This is a genomic window from Halostella pelagica (assembly GCF_004762015.1).
GTDB lineage: Archaea > Halobacteriota > Halobacteria > Halobacteriales > Natronoarchaeaceae > Halostella > Halostella pelagica.
Map to the genome: position 1 here is coordinate 221,283 of NZ_SJES01000004.1, position 21,974 is coordinate 243,256.

The following is a 21,974-nucleotide window of genomic DNA, read 5'->3' on the forward strand; positions in this document are numbered from 1 at the left end:
CATGCGTGACGACAGAGGGCAGGCGTTCACGCTCGAAGGGTTCATCGGGTCGATGCTTATCCTGACGGCAGTACTGTTCGCACTCCAGTCGGTCATCATCACGCCGACGACGGCGGGGACGGTCGACCGCGACGTGCAGGCCCAGCACCAGTCGGAGGCGAACGACATCCTCCAGCAGGCGAAAAACAACGAATCACTGAAATACCTCGTACTGAATCTCAACCCCTCCCGGGGGAACGAAGTGTACAACGGGACCTCGCGCTCCGATATCGGATACGGTGCAAGCCCCCCACCGACTGAGTTCGGGCAGACGCTGAACGCGACGTTCAATCAGCGAGGGAAAGTGTACAACATCATCGTCGAGTACCGCGACGTAGAGACGTCGGTCAACAGCACTAACGTCACAGTCCGGTCGAAAAACATGGTGTACCGTGGCGTCCCCTCGGACACCGCCGTCGTCGCGACGGAAACGGTGACGGTGTACGACGATGACCCCATGCCGAACTCTGCTCGAACCGTCGCTGAAGCGGCGGAGGCGGGCGAATTCCCAGTCAGCGACACCGCACCGAACAGTCCCGTGTTCACCGTCGTGGAGGTGTATCTCATCGTATGGTGAGGAAGCTACAGGACTGCGATAGTACCCGCGACCGAGCCCAGTTGATACTCGTCGGAAGCATCGCCCTCGCGTTCATCATCATTGGCCTGGTGGTGGTGTTCAACACGGTGCTTTTCACGGACAACCTCGCCGCCCAGGGCTCTGTCGGAGAGATCGAAAACGCACAGGAGTTCCAGCAGCAGGTCGAACGTGACATGCCCGAACTGGTCCGTCACGTAGAGAACGGGACGGACAGTAACCCGGCTTTCAGCGGGAATGTCGACGGGAACGTATCGACGACGTACAACCGGCTACTCGCGGAGACGTACGCCGACGGAAGTCCGACGTACGTTAACGTGACGTTCAACGAGTCGAGTAGTACGTTCGGGACGCGGGTGGTGCAGAACAACGACACCAACTTTAACAGTTCAGGAGACACATCCAATATCGACTGGGAACCGGTTCAACCAGGGGATCCACGATACATCGGTCAGTTCGAGACGAATATCACGACTGGAGAACTCCTAGATGTGTCTGGATCGGATAATTTCACAATTGTACTACGGAGCGAGTCGGCATCGGAACCTCCGGTACACATACAACTATCAGACGACACCGGGACTTTCGTCCTCAACCAGACTCGTGGAAGCGGTATCACGCAGAACGTCTGTACGATCACCGACAGCCATGTCCGACTGAACATCACCAATGGTTCCGCACCAAACCACTCGTCCTGTTCGTTCAATTCGACGAACGTTCTCAGCGGTCCATACTCGATGGAATTCCAGAACGTGGACAATGTTCAGGGTAATTACTCGTTCGTAGTCAACGGAACGGTGGACTCCCACCCAGGGATCGTGTGGGACCGTGACGGTCCTGCCACGCCGTACGCAAACCATGTCCTCCTCGAGGCTGGCGTCGACCTCTACTACCAGTCCCGCACGGTAACCTACGTGAGCAACCAGACCATCACGGTCAGAGAGGTTCCGCAATGACCGGTCCGCGTCGGTTCGGGCCGGACGACCGTGCCGTCTCTATCGCCGTCACACACGTCCTCACTATCGGTATCACGACGATACTCCTGACGGGGCTGCTCATCGGTGCCGGCGGAGTCCTCGATAGTGAGCGAGAACAGGCTGCCAGAAGCGAACTGAAGACGATCGGCGACCGACTCAGCGCGGAGATGGAGAGCATCGACCGGACGGCGACGCCCGACGCGGACGAGCGTATCGAACTCGAAACCGAACACCCGTCGAGGGTGAGTGGCGCGGGATACACCGTCCGGCTCAAACCTAAGAGCCCAGGATCTGCCTGTGACGTAAACCGCCTGGATAACGCGTCCGCCTGCCTCGTTATGTCGACCGCCGAGCTAAACGAGGACGTAGTCGTTCCGGTCAACGTCGACGGAGATACCGTCGATCCAGGTGCAGTCAACGGCGGCGACGTTCGAATCGTGTACGAAAACGAACCTGGGAACGATCCCACGATAACCATAGAGAGTGCCACATGAGAGAGTCAGACCGCGCCGTCAGCGACATGATAGCCTTCGTCATCGTCTTCTCGCTCATCATCACGAGCGTCGGGATCACATACACGTACGGCTATTCGACGCTCACCGATTATCAGGAGGACGAACAGAAACGTAACGCAGAACGCGCGTTCGTGGCCCTCTCCAACAACATCGGCGACATGGAAGGGAGACACATCGAGGGACGGTCCGGTGAACTCCGCCTCGCGGGCGGTACGATTTCGGTCGAGAAAGACACAGAAATAACGGTGGAAGCGCCGTCCTGGAGCATGCCGACACGGACGGCGGGAGCGCTGACGTACGAGTTCGAAGATACCCGTATCGAGTACGAGAACGGCGCTGTCTTCCGCCGGGACGGAGACAACCGACGAGTGATGCTCTCGGAACCGGAGTACCAGTGTACGGACTCGCACGCGACGGTTTCGGTCCTCACGCTAGACGCACCGAACAGCGCCGGACTCAGTTCCGACGGAACCGTCCAAGTGATCGGGAAGCTCGAAAACCGATATCTTCACTACCCGCAAAACAGGACCGGCACGAACTCCACGTCGGTCGACAACGTCAGAGTTACCGTGGACTCGAGCAGCACGGAGGCCTGGGAGGAGTACTTCAACGAGAACGGCTGGGACGTGAGCGCGTCCGGAAGTAGTATCACAGCTAAATGTGAACCGAGCAGCGGCCAGATCGACCTCTACGTCCGGGAAACGCGGATAGACATCACATTCATCAATTGAGGTCCGGACACACTGCTCGGGAGGGTTCGCGTCGTCGGCACAGAACGAGCCGCTCGAAAAAACTGCGTCAGTCGTCTACCGCTTCGTCGTCACCGGACCGCTTCGTGTGCCGGTTGTCTCTCCGTCCGACGGTATCAGGAGTCGGACGTAGCGACGTCAGATTCGTCGACGTCGACGGCAGTCTCTTCCTCTGCAGCGACTTCTTCGGGACGCGCTTCGAGCGTAGCCTTCTGAATCTCGACGCGGCGCAGCGGGTAGATCGTCTTCGCCTCGCCGTAGATCGCGCTGGAGAGACGGCCTTCGACGATGCTGTCGATCAGCTGTTCGAAGGTGCGCTCGTCAGCGGCCTCGTTGACGAGGTCGATCATCGTTCGGCGGATAGCCTTCTCCTGACTGGCGTCCGCTTTCTTCGTGGTGAACGCGACCGGCTGAACCTGCACTCGGTAATCGTCGGTCGTCAGTACCGTGACGTTGACCTCGATCTTCGAGGCACCGCGGCGGACCAGACTGCGCAGGTAATCGCGGGTGAGTTCGTGTTTGATGAACTCGGTGTACGCCGCGTCACTGCCGACGTCCGTGATCTTGAACGTCAGCTTGGTGTTGTTCTCGCCGGCGTCCGACGTGAGGTCACCCAGCGTCGTTTCGATCGTTCTGCCCTGTACTTTCTCGGGTTCGTCAGCGGGGGTGTCACCGAGTTCCTCCCGGTCGAACTGCTCCGGGGCGTGGACGGTGTACCACCGCTTCTCCTGTTTCTGCTTGGAAACTGATCGTTCGCTCATGATTGTGTGTTGGTGAAGTCGTTTGCGTGTCGTACTACCTTGGTTGCGACGTCTACGTTGACGACGTAATCGTCGACCGTCGACTGGAGGCCGCCGGTCGTCTCGCGTTCGATCCGCGTGACGACCGTCTCGCGCTCGCCGGAGTCGTCGGTTTCCGACTGATTGCTGTCCGAACTCCGCTCGACGGTCGTGGTCATCTCCGACGTGTTGTCGGGAGCCACTGCCGCCGCGACGAGGGCGGCCTGGTCGAGTTCGGTTCGGATCTCCGCGCGCTTCATAGTGCCTCCCTGAACGCCGCGATGAACTCCTTGGTATCGGGACCGGATGTCCCGTCCTCGTCCGGGTCGAACTGTGCGTAGCCGCGGCGGCCGGTGCCGCTGGACCTGCCACCGACGGTTGCGGCGGCCGCACGGACCGCCTCGCCTATCCCGCAGTCGGTCGTCGCCGCGGCCGCTGCCTCGCCATCGCCGACGACGAGCGCCACGGGCTCCGGCGACCGGAAATCCCGCAGCATTCGCGCAGTCGTCGCTACCGGTGCGGCGTCGTGTCGCGCGACGAACAGGCCGTCGTACCGGCCGGTCGTCCCCTCGCGGAGCGCGCGGTGGGCGCGTTCGCTCGCGTCCCGCCACGCATCGAGCGCGGCGTCGCGCGCTTCGTGACCGAGCGCGAGCGCCACGGCGGTTCCGGGGGCGGTCTCGGCGGTCACTTCGAGCACGTCGGCGTAGCCGCCGACAGTGGCAAACGGCGCGTCGACCGTTGCGTAGGCTCGGAGCGCGCGTTCGACCGCTTCGGCGGCGCGCCGAGGCGTGTGCTCGCCGCCGGTCGCCGATATCGCGACGAGCGACGCGACCGCGCGGCGGGCGTCGCCGTCCATCTCGGCCGGCAGGTCGAGCTCCGCGAGCGCGGCCCCGGTCGTCGTGGGGTCGCCCGAGAAGTCCGCGTGCAGTAGCGTCGAGTGGGCGAGACCGTCCACGAGGTCTTCCGTCGGGACGGCGACGCCCGGGCGTCGGGCGACGAGACCCTGGTCCGTCGCGCTCGCGAGAACACGTTCGCTCTCGCCGGCACCGGGAGTCGTCCCGGTAGCGGCAACGCCGGACAGCGCGAGTACCGGGTCGGACGACGCGCCAAGTCCGCTGGCCACGTCGACGGCGGTAACGCTCGCCGGGCGGTCCGAACCGGATATCGCGAGTCCGTCGTCGTCGTTACCGACCGAAAGCACGACGGCCTCGTCCGCGTGGTCGTCTGCGAACTGCTCCGCGCGCCGTTCGCGCGCCGCGTCCGTCCGGGTAACGCTCACCTGGAACGGACAGTCGAGCGCGCGGGCGACGACGCCGCTCGCGGCGACGCTGTCGCCGTCGGCGGCCGTAAGGATCCGGACGAACGGCGCTTCGCGGAGCCTCGCGGCGAGATCGTCCGGCGCGGCGGTTGCGGTTCGACCCGTGGTGGACATCTATTCGAGGAGTTCCTGTGCGTTCTCGTACGAGTACGTGAAGTCCTCGTCGAGTTTGTCGCCGCGGTAGTAGTCGGCGAGACGGCGAACCTTCGACTCGGTGTTTTGCAGCGCGCGCTTGTTCTGGTGGTCCTGCGCGTTCTCCTCCATGTGCTCGCGCAGACGAAGCGCGCGCTCCATGAGGTTCCGCAGGTCCTCGGGCAGGTCGGGGGTGGCGTCGTTCTCCTCTAAGATCTCCGTGACCTTCTTGTCGGTCGCCAGTTTGACGTCCGGGATCGGCGTGCCTTTCACGCCCTCGTCACGGAGCTTGAGACCGATCTGACTCGGGTCGTGCCCCTGTTCTGCTAGTTCGACGACGCGCTCTTCGATCGCTTCGGCGTCGACGTCGCTCCACTCCGGCGGTTCGTCAGCCGTCGGCTTGTCCGAACCGGACGAGCCGCGGCGTCGGGTGTGCATTCGTGCCATAGTTTGAGGATAGGAACCGCACAGACCGCTGTAGTATCAGCGCGTAAACGCCTGCACTACCGCAATCCCGAGTCGCGCGAGCGCAAACATGCGCAAGGAGCCGCGCGACAAGTCAGATTTGCGGTCGTGCTGTTCCCACCGGTCTTTCCGGGGACGCGGACTAAAGGGTTTCTACTCGATACTGGGTCCTGCGACGGTCTGCCGTAGGGCGGCCGATCCGACGGTTTTATCAATACGTCCCACGCTACGATAGGTTACGCTCGAGGGCTCGTAGATCAGCGGTAGATCATCCCCCTGGCACGGGGAAGGCCGCGGGTTCAAATCCCGCCGAGTCCACTAATTTTGCGGCGAACAACGCGACCAGCACCGCGTAGCGTGTGCTGGCCGCCTGTGAGCCGCACATTCGTAACGTGAGGCGGGATTCGAAATAGACCAGACGCAGCGCCGAGTGAAACGAGGCGACCGTCTGGGCGTGGTTCAAATCCCGCCGAGTCCACTTCTTCATTCACTTCGTTCGTTCAGTCGTCGACTCGGCGACCTTCGCAATCCCGGAGGGATTTCTCAGTCCCGCCGAGCCCACTAGTTTTTCGGCGAACGCCGCTACCCGTCGTCGATAGCGTCGGCGGCCGCCGTAGCCGTCTCCTGTGCCGTTTCGAAGTTCTCGGCGACGACGGCCTCTATCTCGTTTTCGATCCGGTCTTCGTCCCACTCGATGACGATGTCGCGGAACTCGACGAACTCCGCGACACCGTAGCGCGTGCGAGCGTAGGCGGTCGCTAGCTCTCGGTCGTCGCCCTCGATACCTCGGTCGCGGAGGCGGTCGGCCCACCGCTCGGCGAGGATATCCGGGTCTGCACCGATGAACTTGGCCGCTTCTTCGCTGTTCTCGACCGGTGCAAGCCGTTCGACGTACCAGGTTGGGAATTCGCCGGAGATGACCGCCAGCGATAGTTCGCGGAGCATATCTCGGCGGTCCTCTGGAGAGGGTAACTCACTGACCCCGTCCACACCGTCAGTGACAGCAGCGAGGTCCTGGACGGCTTCGACCGTCTCGGACTCTATCTCGGTGAAGATGGAGAGAACTCTATCGAACTGGTCGGACTGGACGAACTGACGCGCCATCTGCTGTTCGAGCGGATCCGTCACGGTTCGGTCTCCATCGCGTTGCTCGCGACATCGCCGTCGAACGCGGTGAGGTTCATCGCAACTGTCCTCGTTCCGTCGATACTGCTCCGTACGGCGGTCATCTCTTCGCCGTCGCGCTCGACGGTTCGGCGGTCGAGAGCAGTGTCGCGGTCGAACTGGCGGGTCGTCGTCGCGTACTGGTCCATCACGGTTCACAGTCGGATACGCCCTCCCCGTATTCCAGTGTGGCGGCTATCGATTCCGTCCTGACGGGCTACCCCGAGGGTGGCTGTAGAATGCAGTGCTTGGCGGTCGGCTGTCTGCGATAATACGAGTGGGTGTACGGATAGGGGCGGGAGAGGATACAAACGATCGGCCAGTATAAAGCGGAGTAAACCAGACGTTTGTTTTGGAATCAATTCATTGTTGGAAATATATTGTATACTGGTGGAAATACTAATAAGTGCTAAGAAAACACTATGTGGTGCCGTGTAGAGCGGTCTATACGCAACGGAGGTGACGAACGAGGTTCGAACTGCGATCCGTCGAACGACCAGTCGAGTCGGATACTGCTGCTCAGGTCGAAACTGCCCCGCAGGCCCGGAACCCGTTCACGTTCGGTCGAAACTGCAGTCACTGCTGCCGGGGCATCGGTGAAGCGGGCTGAGCGATGCGCTGCGATACGTTTACCAGCGGAAGCGGCGCTACCTCCCCCATCTTCATCGCACCCGACCGTTTCAGAGTTTTGTGCTTCTGTCCGCATTGGATCGCTTCGGTGTCACCAGCGCTCCGACGACCGGTCTGTGCGACTGTCAAAGGTGTAGAATTATGATGGACGGGTTCGAACGTCGCACCGACGATGGACGAATCCGAATTCGACGAGATGGTGTCGTCGCTGACGCCTCACGAGTCCGCGGACGGCGTCACGACGTACCGGAACACGGTCAGCATCACCTGTCCCGCCTGCGACGAACCGTTCGACGACCTAGTCATCTGCGAGGACGAACTGAACAGCCTGGAACTCAGCATGTTGCTCGACATCTGCGTGACGACCCACGAGGACGACGTGTTGCTGTTCACGCACAAACACTGAGTCGCATTCGGCCGGAAACGCGGTCGACAGCGACGCAAGTAACGATCTGCCTCGGATCAGTTCACGGTCGGGAGGGGGACGAAACAGTGTCGCAGTCCGGGCAGTCGCGACGGAGTCGGTTGCGGTGTCTGTGCACGCTTGGAGACGAGACCGTCTCCGTCCTATCTCCGTCCGGAATTCACGCGGATTTGGCATGCGAACGGCAGGGCACTCAGATCCGCTCTCTGACCGACCGAACGATACCGTCGACATCGAACTCGTCTTCCGCTTTGTCAAACACGACATCGCCGTCGACGTCGACGCGAAACACGCCGTGGTCGCCGGTCCGGAGCGTTACGGCCTCCAGATCGTTTCCGAGTGACGACAGCAACGCGTGCTGGACGTCTTCCGCGCGGTCGAGGAACCCACAGGGGACGCAGTACTCTATCTCTACGTGTGACATGTGCGTGCGTACGGACTAGAGTGTCTAAAGTTACGGGTCGACTTCCTGTCCGACCGCGTCGACGGAGCGGGTTCGACACCTCACGCGTTCCCGGGATACTCCGCGACGAGCGAGTTGAGTCGCTCGTGGTGTTCGACGGTATGTGGCGCGGTGAGCGGCGACACGCTGACGCGGCCCTCGGCGACGGCCCGACGGTCCGTCCCCTCGGGATCCGGGATCTCTCCGTCCGCCATCCTGTCCCAGATACGGTCGTGAAGCGTGACGATGTCGCCGTCCTGGGTGGCGTCCATGTCGTACACGTGTGACGGCGAGGTGATCTCCATCGGTGCCGGCGATTCCTCTGGCATCGGGACGTTCACGTTCAGGTAGTCCGCGGTGTCGAACAGGCCGTTGTCGAGCGCCCCGTCTGCGAGATACTGGGACGCTCGAACCGCCTCCTGGTAATCGTCGGGGGTAGCGTCGAAGTCTGCGTAGGCGATATCGCCGACGGGGACGTACAGCGACACCGCGATGGCGGGCACGCCGAAAAACGCCGCTTCGACGGCGGCGCTGACGGTGCCCGAGCGACCCAGAACGTACGCGCCGAGGTTCGCGCCAGTGTTACAACCAGAAACGACGAGGTCCGGATAGGGGCCGAGCGCCTGGAGACCGGCGACGACGCAGTCGGCCGGCGTCCCCTCGACGGCGTACCCGAGTTCGTGTTCGTTCACTGTGACGTCCTGAGACATCGCGCGCCCGACCGCGCTCTGGTCGTCAGCGGGGGCGACCCCGGTGACGTTACCGATCTCGGAGAGGCCGTCGTACAGCGCGCGAAAGCCCGGACTCTCGATACCGTCGTCGTTCGTCAGAAGGATTTCGGGCCGCTCGTTCATGGTATTCGCATGGGATGCTGTAGCGAAAAGCCCACCGCTTGCCGATGCGTGCCACGTCTTTCGGCGTGCCGCGAGAGCGGCCCCGACGCGACGTTACGCGGGGACGCGGTCGACGACGGTTTCCTCGTCGACGACCAGGTTGTACGCTTCCTCGTCGTCGTTCCAGAGGGCGAGAACGCCCTCGAACGCGAGCAGGTCGCCGTAGTCCGCGCCGAGAAGGTCGGCGTTCAGCGACGTCTCGCGAGTCACGACGGCGTACTGGTCGGTGCGTTCGCTACCGTCGCTCACCTTGAACAGCGGGTTCGACTCACCCTCGCTCAGGTCGTGGCTCAACTTGAGTGCCACCAGGTCGATGCGGTCGGGGACGTGCTCGTCCATCTCGGCCATCTTCGCCCAGCGGTTCGGGTCGGCCGTGAAGTCGATCCGACGCTCGCCGTCGGTCCGCAGGATCGCGTAGGAGTACTGGACGTCGACGTTGACGAACTCGCCCGGGGAGTGGTCGGGGTCGGTGGCGGCGTCGTCGAGGCGGCGCTGGAACGGCGGGACGTCGAGGTCCGGCCTGACCGTGAACGACCACCCGGTGTCGGACGGCTCTTCGGACGGCCAGAGCCGACCCGTCGGCGAGAACACCGTCGCCACGTCGGTGAGCGAGCGCTCTACCTGGCGCAGTCCGATGCTCGTGTTCCGGTCGGCCGGCGCAAGGGCGACGAACGACCCGTCGTCGGCGAGCGAGTCGAGATACCGCCGCGCGGTCGCTTCGGGTTCGTCGAGTTCGTTGAGGACGTTTGCGAAGAGGACGAGGTCGTACTCGCTCTCGGGGGAGAACGCCTCCGCCCGCTCGCGGTGGACCGTCGCGTGGAAGTTCCGTCCCGTCTCCGCAAGCATGCGCTCTAACACGTCGGCCGAGGCGCTGGGTTCGAGGGCGTGGTACTCCACCAGCGCGTCGTCGGGGAGGAAATCGCACAGTCCGAGCGCCGGGCCGCCGACGCCCGCACCGACGTCGAGAACGCGAAGCGACCGCGGGAGCAGGCCCTCATCCGCCAGTTCCGCGAGCACGTACTGGAAAACGGCGTAGTAGTCCGGCAGATGATACACCGCGTAGCCGAGCGCCGCCGTCTCGTCGTACTCGACGGGGTTTTGACGGTAGTAGGCGTCTTTCAGGCGCCGGATCGTTTCCCTGAGTTCGTCGCCGCTCTCGCCGTCGGGCCAGCCCGGACCGAACTGTTCGACCAGCAAGTCTTCGAGCGCGCGGGCGTACGCATCCGGAAACTCAGTCACGCCGCGGAACGTCGGTTGGAGCGGCTCCTCGTCGACGGGAACGAACGTCCCGTCTTCGCGCTCTATCAGGCCGAGGTCGACCGCTTCCTCGCGAAGGACGCGGGCGACGACCGCCGGATGTGGTTGGCTTTCGACGTACTCGCAGATCTCCTCCGGGTCGACGGGTCTGACGTTGCGGAGGTACTTCGCGTTCGACCGGATCGCCTCTCGCTGATCCGTCACTGGTCGTCCACCCCGTTGGACGACCGTCGCTCGCTCGCCTCTCGGTACAGTGCTTCGGTTTCCGGTAGGTCCGCGTCGGCGAGGCGTCTCGCAGCGTCGGCCACCGCGTCCGCGCCGTCGAACCGCTCCTGTATCTCGGCGTACACTCGCGGGTCGTCCCCCGTCACCTGGTCGACGAGGCGGTCGAGGCCATCGTACACAGGCGTCCGGAGACCGTCCGGAACGTCGTCCGTCGCCAGCGCGAATGCGAGGACAGCAGCGTGCGTCCCGGCCTGAACGGTCTCCATTGCATCGTCGTGTTCCTCGGGCGTCGTTTCGACCAGTTCGTTGCCGGCGGCCGCGATGTCGTCCAGTATCGCGGCTATTACGGGACCGTCGACGTCGAGGACGACTGCGACGTTCCCGGGTGCGTTCCCCGGGGCGAACAGGGGGTGAAGGCTCGCCCGCTCAACGTTGGGGGCGTTCTTTTCCATGGCCGCGACGGGGTCGGACATGACGCCCGTCACGTCAAGTATCGCCCGTTCCGCCCTCTCGGCGTGGTCAGCGATAGCTGCCTCGGCCGCCGAGATAGGGACCGCGATACAGACGGCGTCGAACGTTTCGTCGGCGTCCAGCGGAACTGTGCGGCCGCCGAGATCGTCCGCTGCTTCGACGGCCGTCTCGGGGTCGGCGTCGGTAAAGGCCACCGCGGCGTTGACTGCTCCGGCGAACCAGCGCCCCATCGCGCCGGCTCCAACGACCAGGATCTCCATTGGAGAGTGATTCTCCTGCACGTTCCTAAAGGAGTTCGATCAGGGGATTCTCGGGACTCTCGTCAGTTTTATCCGTCCGTGCTTGGTTCGGATACGTGTGAATAAACGCATACTCGGAATACTGGCAGTTGTTGTCCTCGTCAGTACGGCAGGCTGTGCGGGGGTTCTCGGTTCCGACGACGACGACGGCGACGACGAAACGAACCAGAAGACGGTGGGCCTCGACGACGTCACGTATCCTGACGGGGCGGCGGAAGACGGGTTCAACAACGCGACAGCGGTGGCAGACACGCATCGGTCGGCGCTCTCGAACGCGTCTTATGCGCTGGAGCTAAGTCAGGAGTCCGCCGAGGGCAATCAGTCCCAGCAGTACGACTACACTGTCCGGAGTAACAACGAGAGCAAGAGGATGGTCGGCTCGACCACCTCCGTTCAGGAGATGGAGGGTTCGAACGACCCCTTCGAGATCCGGAGCGTCCTGTACGAAAACGACACTCACCAGCACAGGAACGTGACGAGAAACGGTGGGTCTCCACAGGTGTCCGTTCGGGAGTCACGAACTCCCTTCGCGGCGTCACACGAGTCCCAGACGAACGCTAATCTGGTTCAGAACCTGATCGCGGCCGGTAACTACTCGGCGACTGAAGCAGTCCAGCGTAACGGCACCACGCTTGTGCGGTACGAGATGAACGAGTTCAACGGGACTGCAGGAAGCGATCTGAACGTCTCGAACGCCGAGGGCTACATCCTCGTTAGCGAGACCGGCGTCGTCTACGAGGCACAGGTGTCCATCGAGGGCACCAGCGGAGGGACGGAACTCTCCTCCGCCATCGAGTTCGAGGTGACGCAGGTCGGTGACGTGACGGTCGAACGGCCGTCGTGGGTCGACGACGCCTGATAGGCTTTTACGACTGCCCTGTCGCTCACTCGATTTCTAACTGTTCTGCGTACTGCGTGAGGTTTTCGTAGCCGTCCTGGGTGACGACCACGAGGTCTTCGAGCCGAACGCCACCGACCTCGGGGTCGTATAGCCCGGGCTCGATCGTGATGACGTGACCTGGTTCGAGTTCCTCTCCCCGTGGACTGACGTGGGGGAGTTCGTGGACGTCCAGTCCGACGCCGTGGCCGGTGCCGTGAATGAATCCCGTCTCCGCCGCCTCGTCGCTACGCAACGTCGGATAGCCGGCCTCCTCGTACACGTCACACACGGCGTCGTGGACCGATTCCCCGGTCACCCCGGGTTCGATAGCGTCGAAGGCGGCCCGTTTCGCCTTCTGGGTCACGTCATAGTACTCGCGTACGGCGTCGGACGCCTCTCCCTTGACGAACGTCCGGGTCATGTCAGCGTGGTAGTTCGTCGTCTTGTCCCGGGGGAAGATGTCGATGACGATACTTTCGCCCGCGGCGAGCGGTCCGCTCCCGCGGTCGTGCGGGTCGGCGGCCGAAGACCCGCAAGCGACGATCGTTTCGTCCAGCGCGCATCCGTTCCGGAGCAACGTCACCTCTATCTCCTCCGTGACCCGTTCGCTCGTCAACGTCTCGCCTTCGTAGACGAGGGTTCCGTCCTCGATATCTGCCGCCGCGATCAGCGACTCCGCGGCGTCCATCGCCGCCTCGTTCGCCCGTTGTGCCGCGCGAACGTGGTCGATCTCCTCGTCGGTTTTGACCGAACGGATCTCCGTTATCACGTCGTCCGTCTCCGGCAGGACTTCGACGCCCAGGTCCCGAAGGGTGTCGGCGAGGGCGACGGGGAAATCCCCCGGCACGGCAATGGAGTCCACGTCGTAGTCGTCGAGAAACGCCTTGAACGTGCGGCAGTTCCCCTCGTGGGAGCCGTACTCTTCTACTTTCGCCCGTCCGTCGTAGTCGGCGGGCCGACTGACCGTGTCCGCACGGCTCTCCGATTTCGCTCGCCCGTACTCCAACCCGGAGACGAGCAGGTGGATCCCGTCGGGAGTGTACAGCGACGTAAACGGGTCGGGTGCGCCGAACTCGGCGAGATACAACTGGTCGGAGTCAGTGTCGTCGGCGTGTATCATGTATCCGTCGGCGTCGACGTTCGAGAGGTGGGCGTCCAGTTGGGAGAAGTCTGGCTCCATGGGGTTTGCTCCGTCGGGTGCCACCAAAATACGTGCGGATCTACGCCGACAGTGGCCACGGAATGCCCACGTCGGGCATCTGCGGCCCGGACGGAACACGACGGGTTCCGGTAGTCTGATTGCGGTGCAACGACAGGAGTCAGGCATGAACGTCACCGTCTCGAAGTCGACGGTCAGGGGCAACGCGCGCGCTCCGCCGTCGAAGAGTTACACGCACCGCGCTATCCTCGCCGCGGGGTACGCGGACGGCGCAGTGGTCACCGACCCGCTTCGGAGCGCCGACACCCGCGCGACGATGCGCGCCGTAGAGGCGTTCGGCGGCACGGTCGAAAACACCGACGAAGGGCTGGCGGTCACCGGGTTCGGCGGCCGACCGTTCGTCCCCGACGACGTCATCGACTGCGCGAACAGCGGTACGACGATGCGTCTCGTCACCGCCGCGGCCGCCCTCGGAGACGGACTTAGCGTCCTCACCGGCGACGGCTCGCTCCGGTCGCGCCCGCAAGGGGCGCTTCTCGACGCCGTCGAGCAACTCGGCGGTCGCGCCGAGAGTACCCGGTCGAACGGGCAAGCGCCGCTCGTCATCGGCGGGGCCGTCTCGGGTGGCGACGTCTCGATCCCCGGCGACGTATCGTCGCAGTACATCACCGCACTGCTAATGGCCGGTGCGGTCACGGACGGCGGGGTCGACGTGGAACTGGAGACGGAGCTCAAGTCCGCGCCGTACGTCGATATCACGCTCGAAGTTCTCGACGACTTCGGTGTCGATGCCCGGAAGACAGATGACGGATTCAGCGTCGACGGTGGACAGTCCTACGCGGCGGAATCCGGCGAGTACCACGTTCCCGGCGATTTCTCGTCGATGTCGTATCTCCTCGCCGCCGGGGCGGTCGCCGCCGACGAACTCCGTGTCGAAGGCGCCTACCCCAGTGCACAGGGCGACAGCGCCGTCGTCGACATCCTCGAAGACATGGGCGCGACGATCGACTGGGACCGCGATGCCGGCGTCATCACCGTCGAGGAGTCCCCGCTCGTCGGAACGACAGTCGACGTGGGCGATACGCCCGACCTACTGCCGACGGTGGCCGCCGTCGGTGCCGCCGCGGACGGCGTCACCGAGATCGTCAACTGCGAACACGTCCGCTACAAGGAGACCGACCGCGTCAGCGCGATGGCCGAGGAACTGGAGAAGATGGGCGCGGACGTGAGCGAAGAGGCGGACACGCTCACTATCTACGGCGGCGACTCCACACTCACCGGTGCCCGCGTCGACGGCCGGGCCGACCACCGCGTCGTCATGTCGCTGGCCGTCGCCGGCCTCGTCGCTGACGGTGAGACGACCATCGAAGGCGGCGAACACGTCGACGTTTCCTTCCCCGACTTCTTCGACGTGCTGTACGACCTCGGGGCTGACGTACACCGCGAGAAGGAGTGAGAAACGTTCGCTAATAGCACACACACACACACACGCCCGGTAACTTTTTGCTCAGTCCACCGGAGATGTCAGCCATGATCCGCGAGTCCGTCGAACGCCGCCTGCGCGACGACCACGGGGACGACGGCTACGTTTTTCCGGCCTACGAGGACTACTGCTTCGCCAACGTTCCTCACACGGTCACCTCGCTGCTCGGCGCGGACACCGGACGAACGCTCCCCGACGACGTTTTCGAGGGCGTCGACACTGACGGCATCGACACCGTTATCCTCGTCCTGATCGACGGGTTCGGCCTCGAACAGTGGAAACGAGACCACGGGAACCACGAGTTCCTCAGTCGCGTTACCGAACGCGGCACCGTGACGCCGCTGACGTCGATCTACCCCTCAGAGACCGCCGCCGCCATCACCACCTTTCACACCGGCGTTCTCCCGGCGCAACACGGAGTCATCGGATGGAACGTGTACGAACCGACCGTCGACGCGGAGTTCGAGGCGTTACCGTTTCGGACGAAAGACGGCGAAGCGCCCGCGGGACTGACTCGCGAGGACGTGTTCGATGCCGAAGCACTCTATCCTGCACTCGGCGAACGCGGCGTCGAATCGCACCACGTCGACCCGCTCGACAAAGCCTACGCCGGAACGATACCACACACGTACGAGTACGGGGACGCTGCTGACACGGAATCGACGCTCCGGGACGCCGTCGACGCCGCGGAACCGCCGTCGTACGTGTTCGCCTACTTCCCGCACGTCGACCACGCGTCCCACGGATCCGGGACCGAATCCGACGAGTACCAAGAGGCGCTGTCGGCCGTCGACGAAACGGTCGCGAACGCGCTCGACGGAGTCGCCGACGCGGCGGCAGAGGACACACTGGTCGTGGTCACCGCGGACCACGGCCACGTCGACACCGACCCCGAGCGAAACGTCGAACTGTCCGGGGTCGACGGTCTGACTGAGAGCCTCCGCCAGCGCGCCGATGGCACGCCGATCCGGTTCTGCGGAAGCCCACGAAACGTCCATCTGCAACTCCGGCCGGACCGCGTCGAACCGCTCCGCGAACGCCTGCTTGACGTACTCGACGCTCGCGTCTTCCGCCGAGAGGAAGTCCTCGACAGCGACCTGTTCGGCGACGTCGACCCGTCCGAGACGTTCCGCAGACGACTGGGCGATATCGTGCTCACCCACCGGAACCTCGGCACCTGGTTCGGCGACGCTGAACCCGAAGAACTCGATCTGGTCGGAATGCACGGCGGCCTGCATCCCCACGAGATGATCGTTCCGTTCGCCGCCGCTCGGCTGTCGGACGTGCGGGAGTAACTCGACAGTGTTCTCGACGGCCCCTGCTACGCCGCTTCTTGCGCGTACTACAACATCTAAATGCCAGGCGGCCCCACGGATGCGTAATGAACGGCAACAGCTTCGGTCACCTCTTTCAGGTGACCACTTTCGGCGAGAGCCACGGCGAGGCGATGGGCGTGACGGTCAGCGGCTGTCCCGCCGGTATCGAACTCTCCGAGGAGGACATTCAGGCTGACTTGGACCGACGCAAACCCGGCCAGTCGATGATCTCGACGAGCCGCGGTGAACCCGACGACGTCTCGATCAAAAGCGGCGTACAGGACGGCTACACTACGGGCACCCCGATCGGGATGATCATCCAGAACAAGGACGCCCGCTCCGGTAAGTACGAACCGTTTATCACCGCGCCGCGGCCAAGCCACGGCGACTTCACCTACTCCGCCAAGTTCGGCACCCGAAACTGGGGCGGTGGCGGTCGCTCCTCGGCCCGCGAGACGGTCAACTGGGTCGCGGCGGGTGCCATTGCGAAGAAACTCCTCGCACAGGAAGGGGTCGAACTCAAAGCCCACGTCAATCAGATCGGCGACGTCGAAGCGCCCGAACTATCCTTCGAACAGATCAAAGCACACTCCGAGGAGAACGATGTCCGCTGTGCCCACCCCGAGACAGCCGTGGAGATGCAGGAACTGATCGAGCAATATCAGGAAGAAGGAGACTCCATCGGTGGCAGCATCTACTTCGAGGCCCGCGGCGTCCCGCGCGGCCTCGGTGCACCGCGGTTCGACTCCGTCGAGTCACGACTCGGTCAGGCGATGATGTCCGTGCCCGCGACGACTGCCTTCGAGTTCGGCCTCGGCAAAGACGCGCGTGAGTACACCGGGTACGAGCGCAACGACCACTGGGAATTTAATGACGACGGTGACCCCGTCCCGGCCGAGAACGACCACGGCGGCCTACAGGGTGGTATCACCAGTGGCGAACCCATCTACGGCGAGGTGACCCTGCACGCGCCGACGTCTATCCCGAAGTCACAGCAGACCGTCGACTGGGAGACCGGCGAGGAGAAAGAGGAGAAAGTCATCGGCCGCCACGACCCCGTCCTCCCGCCGCGGGGCGTCCCCGTGGTGGAGGCGATGCTCGCGCTGACACTCGTCGATTTCATGCTTCTCGGTGGCCGGATCAATCCCGACAGGGCGGACGGACAGGTCGGAGAGTACGATACTGAGTATCACCCGAGCAGTCCGGAGAACGAAGAGTAGACGTTACCGTCGATACCACCAGACAGCCAACACGAATACGAGCACGCCGACGCCCGTGATGACGTGTTCCATCGGAGTTGGCTCTGATTCGTTCGCGTCTTCAACTACCGCTTCCATCGATTCGTTTTCGTACACGTATCCGGGTTTCTTCCCGTACGGATCCCGTGCCGGTTCGTACGTCCGGTTCATGACCTGCGTATCGCCGTCAGCTTCCCCTACGAATTCACGTTGATCGAAGCCATGGTCCGTATCTGAGAGATTGTTGTCGTAGAGTCGAACCTCCCCCGCGACCATCGCTCCCTGCGGTTCCTCGATCGGCACCTGAACAGTTGTCTCGCCACCCGGCGGCGCAGTAGCGTCTGCCCGCCTGTTGTGGTCTGTTTCGAGGGTGTGAACCATCAGTTTCGTTCCGTATAGTTGTTCGGCGGGGTTCTCTACGGTTACCCTGACGACAGATGTCTCTCGTCCGTACGGCGTTCCATTTGCTACTTCTACACTCGTGATGCGTGGAGCAGGGACTTCTGAAGTATTCGAGGGGTCGATATCACGGGTGAAGTTGAACTCGATAGTTTCCTCGCCCGTTGGATAGAACCTGACTGTGTGCTCATCCCGTTGCACATCTATATTTCTCGTAATGTTGAATGAGTCACTCCAGGTTTCGTTGGCGGAGAGGTTGAGCGATTCATATGTATTCATATATCCGTCTACCTTGATTTTAAACCCTTCATTTCTATATCCATCCTTGGGGTTTGAGCTATATATGTGTAATTTGTTGCGTTCACTATCAAACCGAACAGTATACTCAACGCCAAACTCGGAGGTGACATTCTTCGTCTCATTTTCACTTTCGCTTTCTGAGTCACTGGTACTATCGGCGACAACTGTCATACTCAAAAGTAGAACAGTCACTACGACTAACAGTCCGACGGTGAGTTTACGATATCGACTCATCCATCACACCCCGATTCGTTTCCTCTCGGGAGACATGGATCCGCAACCCCTTCGATAGTCTGTAGGCCTTCTTTGATCGTGTCTTTGGTAACGAGACCGTCATCGGTGTACGTCTTCGTGAATTCGCGGATTTTCGTCCGTCTCTCTTCGTCACCGTTTATCTGTGGTGAAACCATCACGACGTCGCCGGTAACTCTCGCACTCGTTTCGACCACGCGGTTCGGATCATCGTAGTCTCCAACGGTGATCTTACGCGATGGTCCGGGCCGACTTAGGACCCATTTAGTCGCCTGTTGTTCCCCTGCAACGCGGAGAGAATTGTCAGACGGGGCGATCTCCTCCACTATAAAGCGGTTTGTCGTAGTGTCGTGGACTTGCCACTCGAACTCCGCATCTTGTGTCTGGACCTGCCGTGTGGCGACATACTCGAAAGTCGTTACTGGTTTTTCCTCTTGATATTGGTATTCGTACTGTGTTTCGTATTCTGCCGGTGAGACCCGCTTACTTCGAGTTACACCGGTCGAACGATGAGACGGACTTCGTGGGTAGACACTCCAATAAGATCGGGTGACCGTCTCGGTGTGTGTCTCTTCTCTGGTTACTGTTCTCGTTACTTCCCTAGTCCCTCCTCCGATCGTAGGAACCGTGATCGTCTGCTCCTCGGTTATGGTTCTGGTTCGGGTGGTTTCATCTTGATACTCGAATTTATGTTCGTTCTGGTACGAAGGTGGTTCTACTTGTACACGCCGTGTATTGCCCGTGAACTCTCCGTTCCCATATCTGCTGCTGCGCCATTCCGTTTCTGTTACTACCTGTGTTTCCTGTTGTGTTTCTGTACCAGCTTTTTTCCACCCGTCGTTCTGTTCGACAAACCGATCTCGTATCATTTGATGCTGGAAGGTTTCTCTCTCCAGATCGTATTCCGGTTCCTGGACTTGCACTCGTTTCTCGATTATGTATTCCGTCCCTCTCTGGGAGGAACGATCGAGGCGATACTCACCCTCTAACAATTCATCCCGGCGGTCACGAGAATACACAGTTCGTTCTATCCTACTGGGGACGTTGACGGCGTAAGAGATATCCTGTATCCGCATATTGGCACGCTGGGACTGACCAGAAACGAATATCTGGCTGGTAGTAGTGAGACGGACCGTTTTCTCCGTTGTATCTGGGTTTACAGGGTTGTAAAACGACACTGTTGGGGTCGGACGATCCTCGGAAAATACAGACGCATCGACCTCGACGATGGCTGCGTACTGTTCTCCAGACGAATTGTCCGGATCCGTTTTTGCCTCCTGTTCGCCGGTCATATTCCTAGCTAGATGAATTACGTGGGCGCCGTTTGTAGCAGATACTCCTACCTGATGGTCTTCGTGAAACCTCGTTTTCGTGAAGTGAAACCGATCAGAATAAACGGTAAACCTGATCGTATCGGTCGAGTTGTATGGGCCCGACGTGTCCTCCTCGACCCGTTGTATATCAGGTGTATAATGATATAAGAATCCACCTTCCAATTTGTTTTGCAGGCCGAACCCGTCTTCGATAGTCAAATTAGCGAACTTGAACGAGTCGAACTTCCCGATGCCTGTTTCGTTCAACGGAACCGCTTCTTGCCCCCATGTGAACTCGATCTCACTTCCATCAGGATCGAATGATTCTCTGGCGTCAACGACCATCCCATGGTCACTAATGTGGGGAAATCGTCCCCCATGAGTAATGTCGAGTCGGATTTCAGGTTTGCTAGGTGTGATTTTAAAGACATTGGTTTCAGTGTTGGTTATTTGTTCAGTGCTATTACGGGTTATTAACATGGCAAAAGAAACCTCATACAAGCCAGGGGTTTCACCTACCCAATACGAATGAAACACTAAGGCATCGGACTGTGAATCATAGTCGCGATGACGGTGATATTCTCTGGAATCAAGTTCGGACGAACTATCATTCTGAGGTGAGTATTCAATATCGACTTCACCTGGACTCAATCCATCTAAATCGACCTCAATGACGTGGTGGGCCGCATATCGATCTGCAGAGATCTGTTCGTGATACGAGTCGACGGGGCTGTTTACGAACTCCGCACGTACTATCTCCGGTTCTGCCTGCTGAGAACCGGTAGTAGAGACATCAACTCGTTGCCCCCTTGAATCGATCGCAGTTGCAGTGACGTTCCGCTGAGACCCAATCGATCCCTCATCGTCACTGAACCCAAAACTCTTCTCGTAAACTCTAGGGGGGCTGAGAGTGTCTCGATTGTCCCATTCTCTGACGGTCGTTCCGTTTACATCAATGACCATCTGTTGAAGGTTACCGTTCGCATCGCTTGCGTCGACGACACCCGAGAGGGTGCTATCGTTGTTGACCTGTCGAAACGATACGTCCGGGCGTGCATCCACGTACACATCTGTCGTGCCATCCGAGAAGGTTGCACGAGTTTTCGTGCCATCTTCGTATGTGACGACAGCAGAGAGTGTGTGGCTACCCGGCGTCCAAGAGATGTCCGTGTTGGTACTAGAACCGTTGGCTTTGCCGTCACGGACCCACCGAACGTGGTCGATCCGGGAGGAAGGACGATTAGTATCAACTGCGTATTCGCTCCGGAACGGCCGATTTCCCGTGAGAAGTTGGTCGCCGCGCAGAACGGGATCAGCCGAGGGCTGTGTAGTGGTATTAGATTCATCCGCTTCTTCGGGATCATCCTGCGGAGGTGTTTCCTCCGGATCATCTCGTGGGGGCGTTGGTGTCTCCTCAGGATCATCCTGTGGAGGGTTTGGAGTTGGCCGGGAGACAGTTGTCGTTATATTCGCTCCGGATTGCTTGCCTTCCGTGTCCCTCACGATGGCGGTGACAGTGTGTTCCCCCGATGATGTGAAGGATCGGGTTAGAGACACCGTATCACGGTCAGATGAAACTGACTGAGTGTCGACTGGACGCCCGTCGATCTGCCAGAGAACTTTCTCTAGTGGCGCGCCACCTCGCCGAACGTCTGCGGTGTACGTCAGCGGTGAATCAACGTTTCCCGTTGTCGGCCCTGTGACCGCGATCGAAGGACTATCTCCGGCAGACACATTCACGTAAAGCGTATCAGTACTGTTTGCGCCATCGTCGTCAGTCACTGAGAGATAGACGGTGTAGTTGCCAACCGTCGTCGGCGAGAATTCAGTCCGACCACAGGATGAACATCCGGGTGAAATTTCAGTGCCATCTGGATCAATTATCCGCCATTCATAGTCGACTATTTCACCATCAGGGTCCCGAGAGCCGGTACCGTCCAAAAGAACCGTTGAACCGAGGGAGACATCCTGGTCAAGCCCGGCATCGACGAGTGGCGGATCGTTACCAGCAGACATTCCGTGAGCGGGTGCAGTCAAGAGAAGCGAAACCATGAGCAGGGCCAGTGCAGTTTCTTTCATTCGGCGTACCGTTATTTTCGGGGAGTATTATGGTATAAATATTTGGAATTTAGAACTCTATCCGCGAAGAATTAAACCGTTGTTCTTCACAATAGTTCCTTGTTAATGTATAGCAAAGCCTTTAGTCCGGGTGTAGCCAAGAAAGTAACTAGTCGTGGCCCACGCGGGCCCGGGACCTACA

Annotated in this window: 22 protein-coding genes and 1 tRNA gene; 10 read left to right on the plus strand and 13 right to left on the minus strand. The window is 61.0% G+C overall.

The genetic code is table 11. The features are described from left to right. The first annotated feature begins 1 nt into the window (after nucleotide 1). From EYW42_RS11840 to EYW42_RS11855, 4 genes are read left to right on the plus strand one after another with little or no spacing between them, the layout of a single operon-like run. Nucleotides 2–616 (plus strand): DUF7288 family protein, encoded by a 615-nt coding sequence (locus EYW42_RS11840; protein WP_135535500.1) that lies wholly within the window; start codon nucleotides 2–4, stop codon nucleotides 614–616. Beyond that, nucleotides 610–1,590: a DUF7261 family protein gene (locus EYW42_RS11845; RefSeq protein ID WP_449271872.1), complete on the plus strand. Its 981-nt coding sequence runs from the start codon at nucleotides 610–612 to the stop codon at nucleotides 1,588–1,590. Before EYW42_RS11840 ends, EYW42_RS11845 begins: the two co-directional genes overlap by 7 nt. Then, a complete protein-coding gene (locus EYW42_RS11850; protein WP_135535502.1) occupies nucleotides 1,587–2,105 on the plus strand; it encodes a DUF7266 family protein in 519 nt (172 codons plus the stop codon). Before EYW42_RS11845 ends, EYW42_RS11850 begins: the two co-directional genes overlap by 4 nt. After that, a complete protein-coding gene (locus EYW42_RS11855) occupies nucleotides 2,102–2,857 on the plus strand; it encodes a DUF7289 family protein (RefSeq protein WP_135535503.1) in 756 nt (251 codons plus the stop codon). The genes EYW42_RS11850 and EYW42_RS11855 overlap by 4 nt, the downstream gene beginning before the upstream one ends. A 134-nt stretch (nucleotides 2,858–2,991) precedes the next feature. On the opposite strand, the gene EYW42_RS11860 is transcribed toward EYW42_RS11855, so the two are convergent. The 4 genes from EYW42_RS11860 to EYW42_RS11875 are packed head-to-tail and all read right to left on the minus strand — an operon-like array spanning nucleotide 2,992 to nucleotide 5,551. Then, nucleotides 2,992–3,636 (minus strand): 30S ribosomal protein S3ae, encoded by a 645-nt coding sequence (locus EYW42_RS11860; protein WP_135535504.1) that lies wholly within the window; start codon nucleotides 3,634–3,636, stop codon nucleotides 2,992–2,994. After that, nucleotides 3,633–3,914, minus strand: coding sequence for a KEOPS complex subunit Pcc1 (locus EYW42_RS11865; protein WP_135535505.1), 282 nt, complete (start codon nucleotides 3,912–3,914; stop codon nucleotides 3,633–3,635). The genes EYW42_RS11860 and EYW42_RS11865 overlap by 4 nt, the downstream gene beginning before the upstream one ends. Further along, nucleotides 3,911–5,086: an exonuclease RecJ gene (locus EYW42_RS11870; RefSeq protein WP_135535506.1), complete on the minus strand. Its 1,176-nt coding sequence runs from the start codon at nucleotides 5,084–5,086 to the stop codon at nucleotides 3,911–3,913. Before EYW42_RS11870 ends, EYW42_RS11865 begins: the two co-directional genes overlap by 4 nt. Next, nucleotides 5,087–5,551 (minus strand): 30S ribosomal protein S15, encoded by a 465-nt coding sequence (locus EYW42_RS11875; RefSeq protein WP_135535507.1) that lies wholly within the window; start codon nucleotides 5,549–5,551, stop codon nucleotides 5,087–5,089. 264 nt (nucleotides 5,552–5,815) lie between these two features. On the opposite strand from EYW42_RS11875, the gene EYW42_RS11880 reads away from it, so the two are divergent. Further along, nucleotides 5,816–5,887: transfer RNA gene (locus tag EYW42_RS11880), tRNA-Ala, on the plus strand. 264 nt (nucleotides 5,888–6,151) lie between these two features. On the opposite strand, the gene EYW42_RS11885 is transcribed toward EYW42_RS11880, so the two are convergent. Both EYW42_RS11885 and EYW42_RS11890 read right to left on the minus strand, forming a co-directional pair. Continuing rightward, entirely contained in the window at nucleotides 6,152–6,697 is a 546-nt protein-coding gene (locus tag EYW42_RS11885; RefSeq protein ID WP_135535508.1) for a hypothetical protein, read from the minus strand. After that, nucleotides 6,694–6,882: a hypothetical protein gene (locus EYW42_RS11890; protein ID WP_135535509.1), complete on the minus strand. Its 189-nt coding sequence runs from the start codon at nucleotides 6,880–6,882 to the stop codon at nucleotides 6,694–6,696. Before EYW42_RS11890 ends, EYW42_RS11885 begins: the two co-directional genes overlap by 4 nt. A 653-nt stretch (nucleotides 6,883–7,535) precedes the next feature. Between EYW42_RS11890 and EYW42_RS11895 the strand changes: the two genes are divergently transcribed. Next, nucleotides 7,536–7,769, plus strand: a complete 234-nt coding sequence (locus tag EYW42_RS11895) for a DUF7385 family protein (protein WP_135535510.1) — start codon at nucleotides 7,536–7,538, stop codon at nucleotides 7,767–7,769. 211 nt (nucleotides 7,770–7,980) lie between these two features. On the opposite strand, the gene EYW42_RS11900 is transcribed toward EYW42_RS11895, so the two are convergent. From EYW42_RS11900 to EYW42_RS11915, 4 genes are all read right to left on the minus strand, one after another. Next, nucleotides 7,981–8,211 carry a SelT/SelW/SelH family protein gene (locus tag EYW42_RS11900; RefSeq protein ID WP_135535511.1) on the minus strand — a complete coding sequence of 77 codons (231 nt, stop codon included), beginning with the start codon at nucleotides 8,209–8,211 and terminating at the stop codon, nucleotides 7,981–7,983. 80 nt (nucleotides 8,212–8,291) lie between these two features. Further along, a complete protein-coding gene (surE, locus tag EYW42_RS11905) occupies nucleotides 8,292–9,083 on the minus strand; it encodes a 5'/3'-nucleotidase SurE (protein WP_135535512.1) in 792 nt (263 codons plus the stop codon). 93 nt (nucleotides 9,084–9,176) lie between these two features. Next, a complete protein-coding gene (locus tag EYW42_RS11910) occupies nucleotides 9,177–10,583 on the minus strand; it encodes a small ribosomal subunit Rsm22 family protein (RefSeq protein ID WP_135535513.1) in 1,407 nt (468 codons plus the stop codon). After that, complete coding sequence (locus EYW42_RS11915) at nucleotides 10,580–11,335, minus strand: prephenate dehydrogenase/arogenate dehydrogenase family protein (protein WP_135535514.1); 756 nt, start codon at nucleotides 11,333–11,335, stop codon at nucleotides 10,580–10,582. The genes EYW42_RS11910 and EYW42_RS11915 overlap by 4 nt, the downstream gene beginning before the upstream one ends. Before the next feature lie 97 nt (nucleotides 11,336–11,432). On the opposite strand from EYW42_RS11915, the gene EYW42_RS11920 reads away from it, so the two are divergent. Then, nucleotides 11,433–12,233: a DUF7537 family lipoprotein gene (locus tag EYW42_RS11920; protein WP_135535515.1), complete on the plus strand. Its 801-nt coding sequence runs from the start codon at nucleotides 11,433–11,435 to the stop codon at nucleotides 12,231–12,233. Nucleotides 12,234–12,258: 25 nt separating this feature from the next. Here the strand turns inward: EYW42_RS11920 and EYW42_RS11925 are convergent, their stop codons facing one another. Then, entirely contained in the window at nucleotides 12,259–13,434 is a 1,176-nt protein-coding gene (locus tag EYW42_RS11925) for a M24 family metallopeptidase (RefSeq protein ID WP_135535516.1), read from the minus strand. A gap of 145 nt (nucleotides 13,435–13,579) precedes the next feature. Here EYW42_RS11925 and aroA point away from each other — a divergent pair, with 145 nt between their 5' ends. From aroA to aroC, 3 genes are all read left to right on the plus strand, one after another. After that, nucleotides 13,580–14,869, plus strand: coding sequence for a 3-phosphoshikimate 1-carboxyvinyltransferase (gene aroA, locus EYW42_RS11930; RefSeq protein ID WP_135535517.1), 1,290 nt, complete (start codon nucleotides 13,580–13,582; stop codon nucleotides 14,867–14,869). Between the two features lie 74 nt (nucleotides 14,870–14,943). Further along, nucleotides 14,944–16,191, plus strand: a complete 1,248-nt coding sequence (locus EYW42_RS11935; RefSeq protein WP_135535518.1) for an alkaline phosphatase family protein — start codon at nucleotides 14,944–14,946, stop codon at nucleotides 16,189–16,191. Between the two features lie 86 nt (nucleotides 16,192–16,277). Further along, the gene (gene aroC, locus EYW42_RS11940; protein WP_135535519.1) at nucleotides 16,278–17,432 is read left to right on the plus strand and encodes a chorismate synthase; all 1,155 of its coding nucleotides are present in this window, start codon (nucleotides 16,278–16,280) and stop codon (nucleotides 17,430–17,432) included. A gap of 3 nt (nucleotides 17,433–17,435) precedes the next feature. On the opposite strand, the gene EYW42_RS11945 is transcribed toward aroC, so the two are convergent. Then, nucleotides 17,436–18,320 (minus strand): hypothetical protein, encoded by an 885-nt coding sequence (locus EYW42_RS11945; protein WP_135535520.1) that lies wholly within the window; start codon nucleotides 18,318–18,320, stop codon nucleotides 17,436–17,438. 59 nt (nucleotides 18,321–18,379) lie between these two features. After that, complete coding sequence (locus EYW42_RS11950) at nucleotides 18,380–21,793, minus strand: PKD domain-containing protein (protein ID WP_135535521.1); 3,414 nt, start codon at nucleotides 21,791–21,793, stop codon at nucleotides 18,380–18,382. Nucleotides 21,794–21,974: the final 181 nt, after the last annotated feature.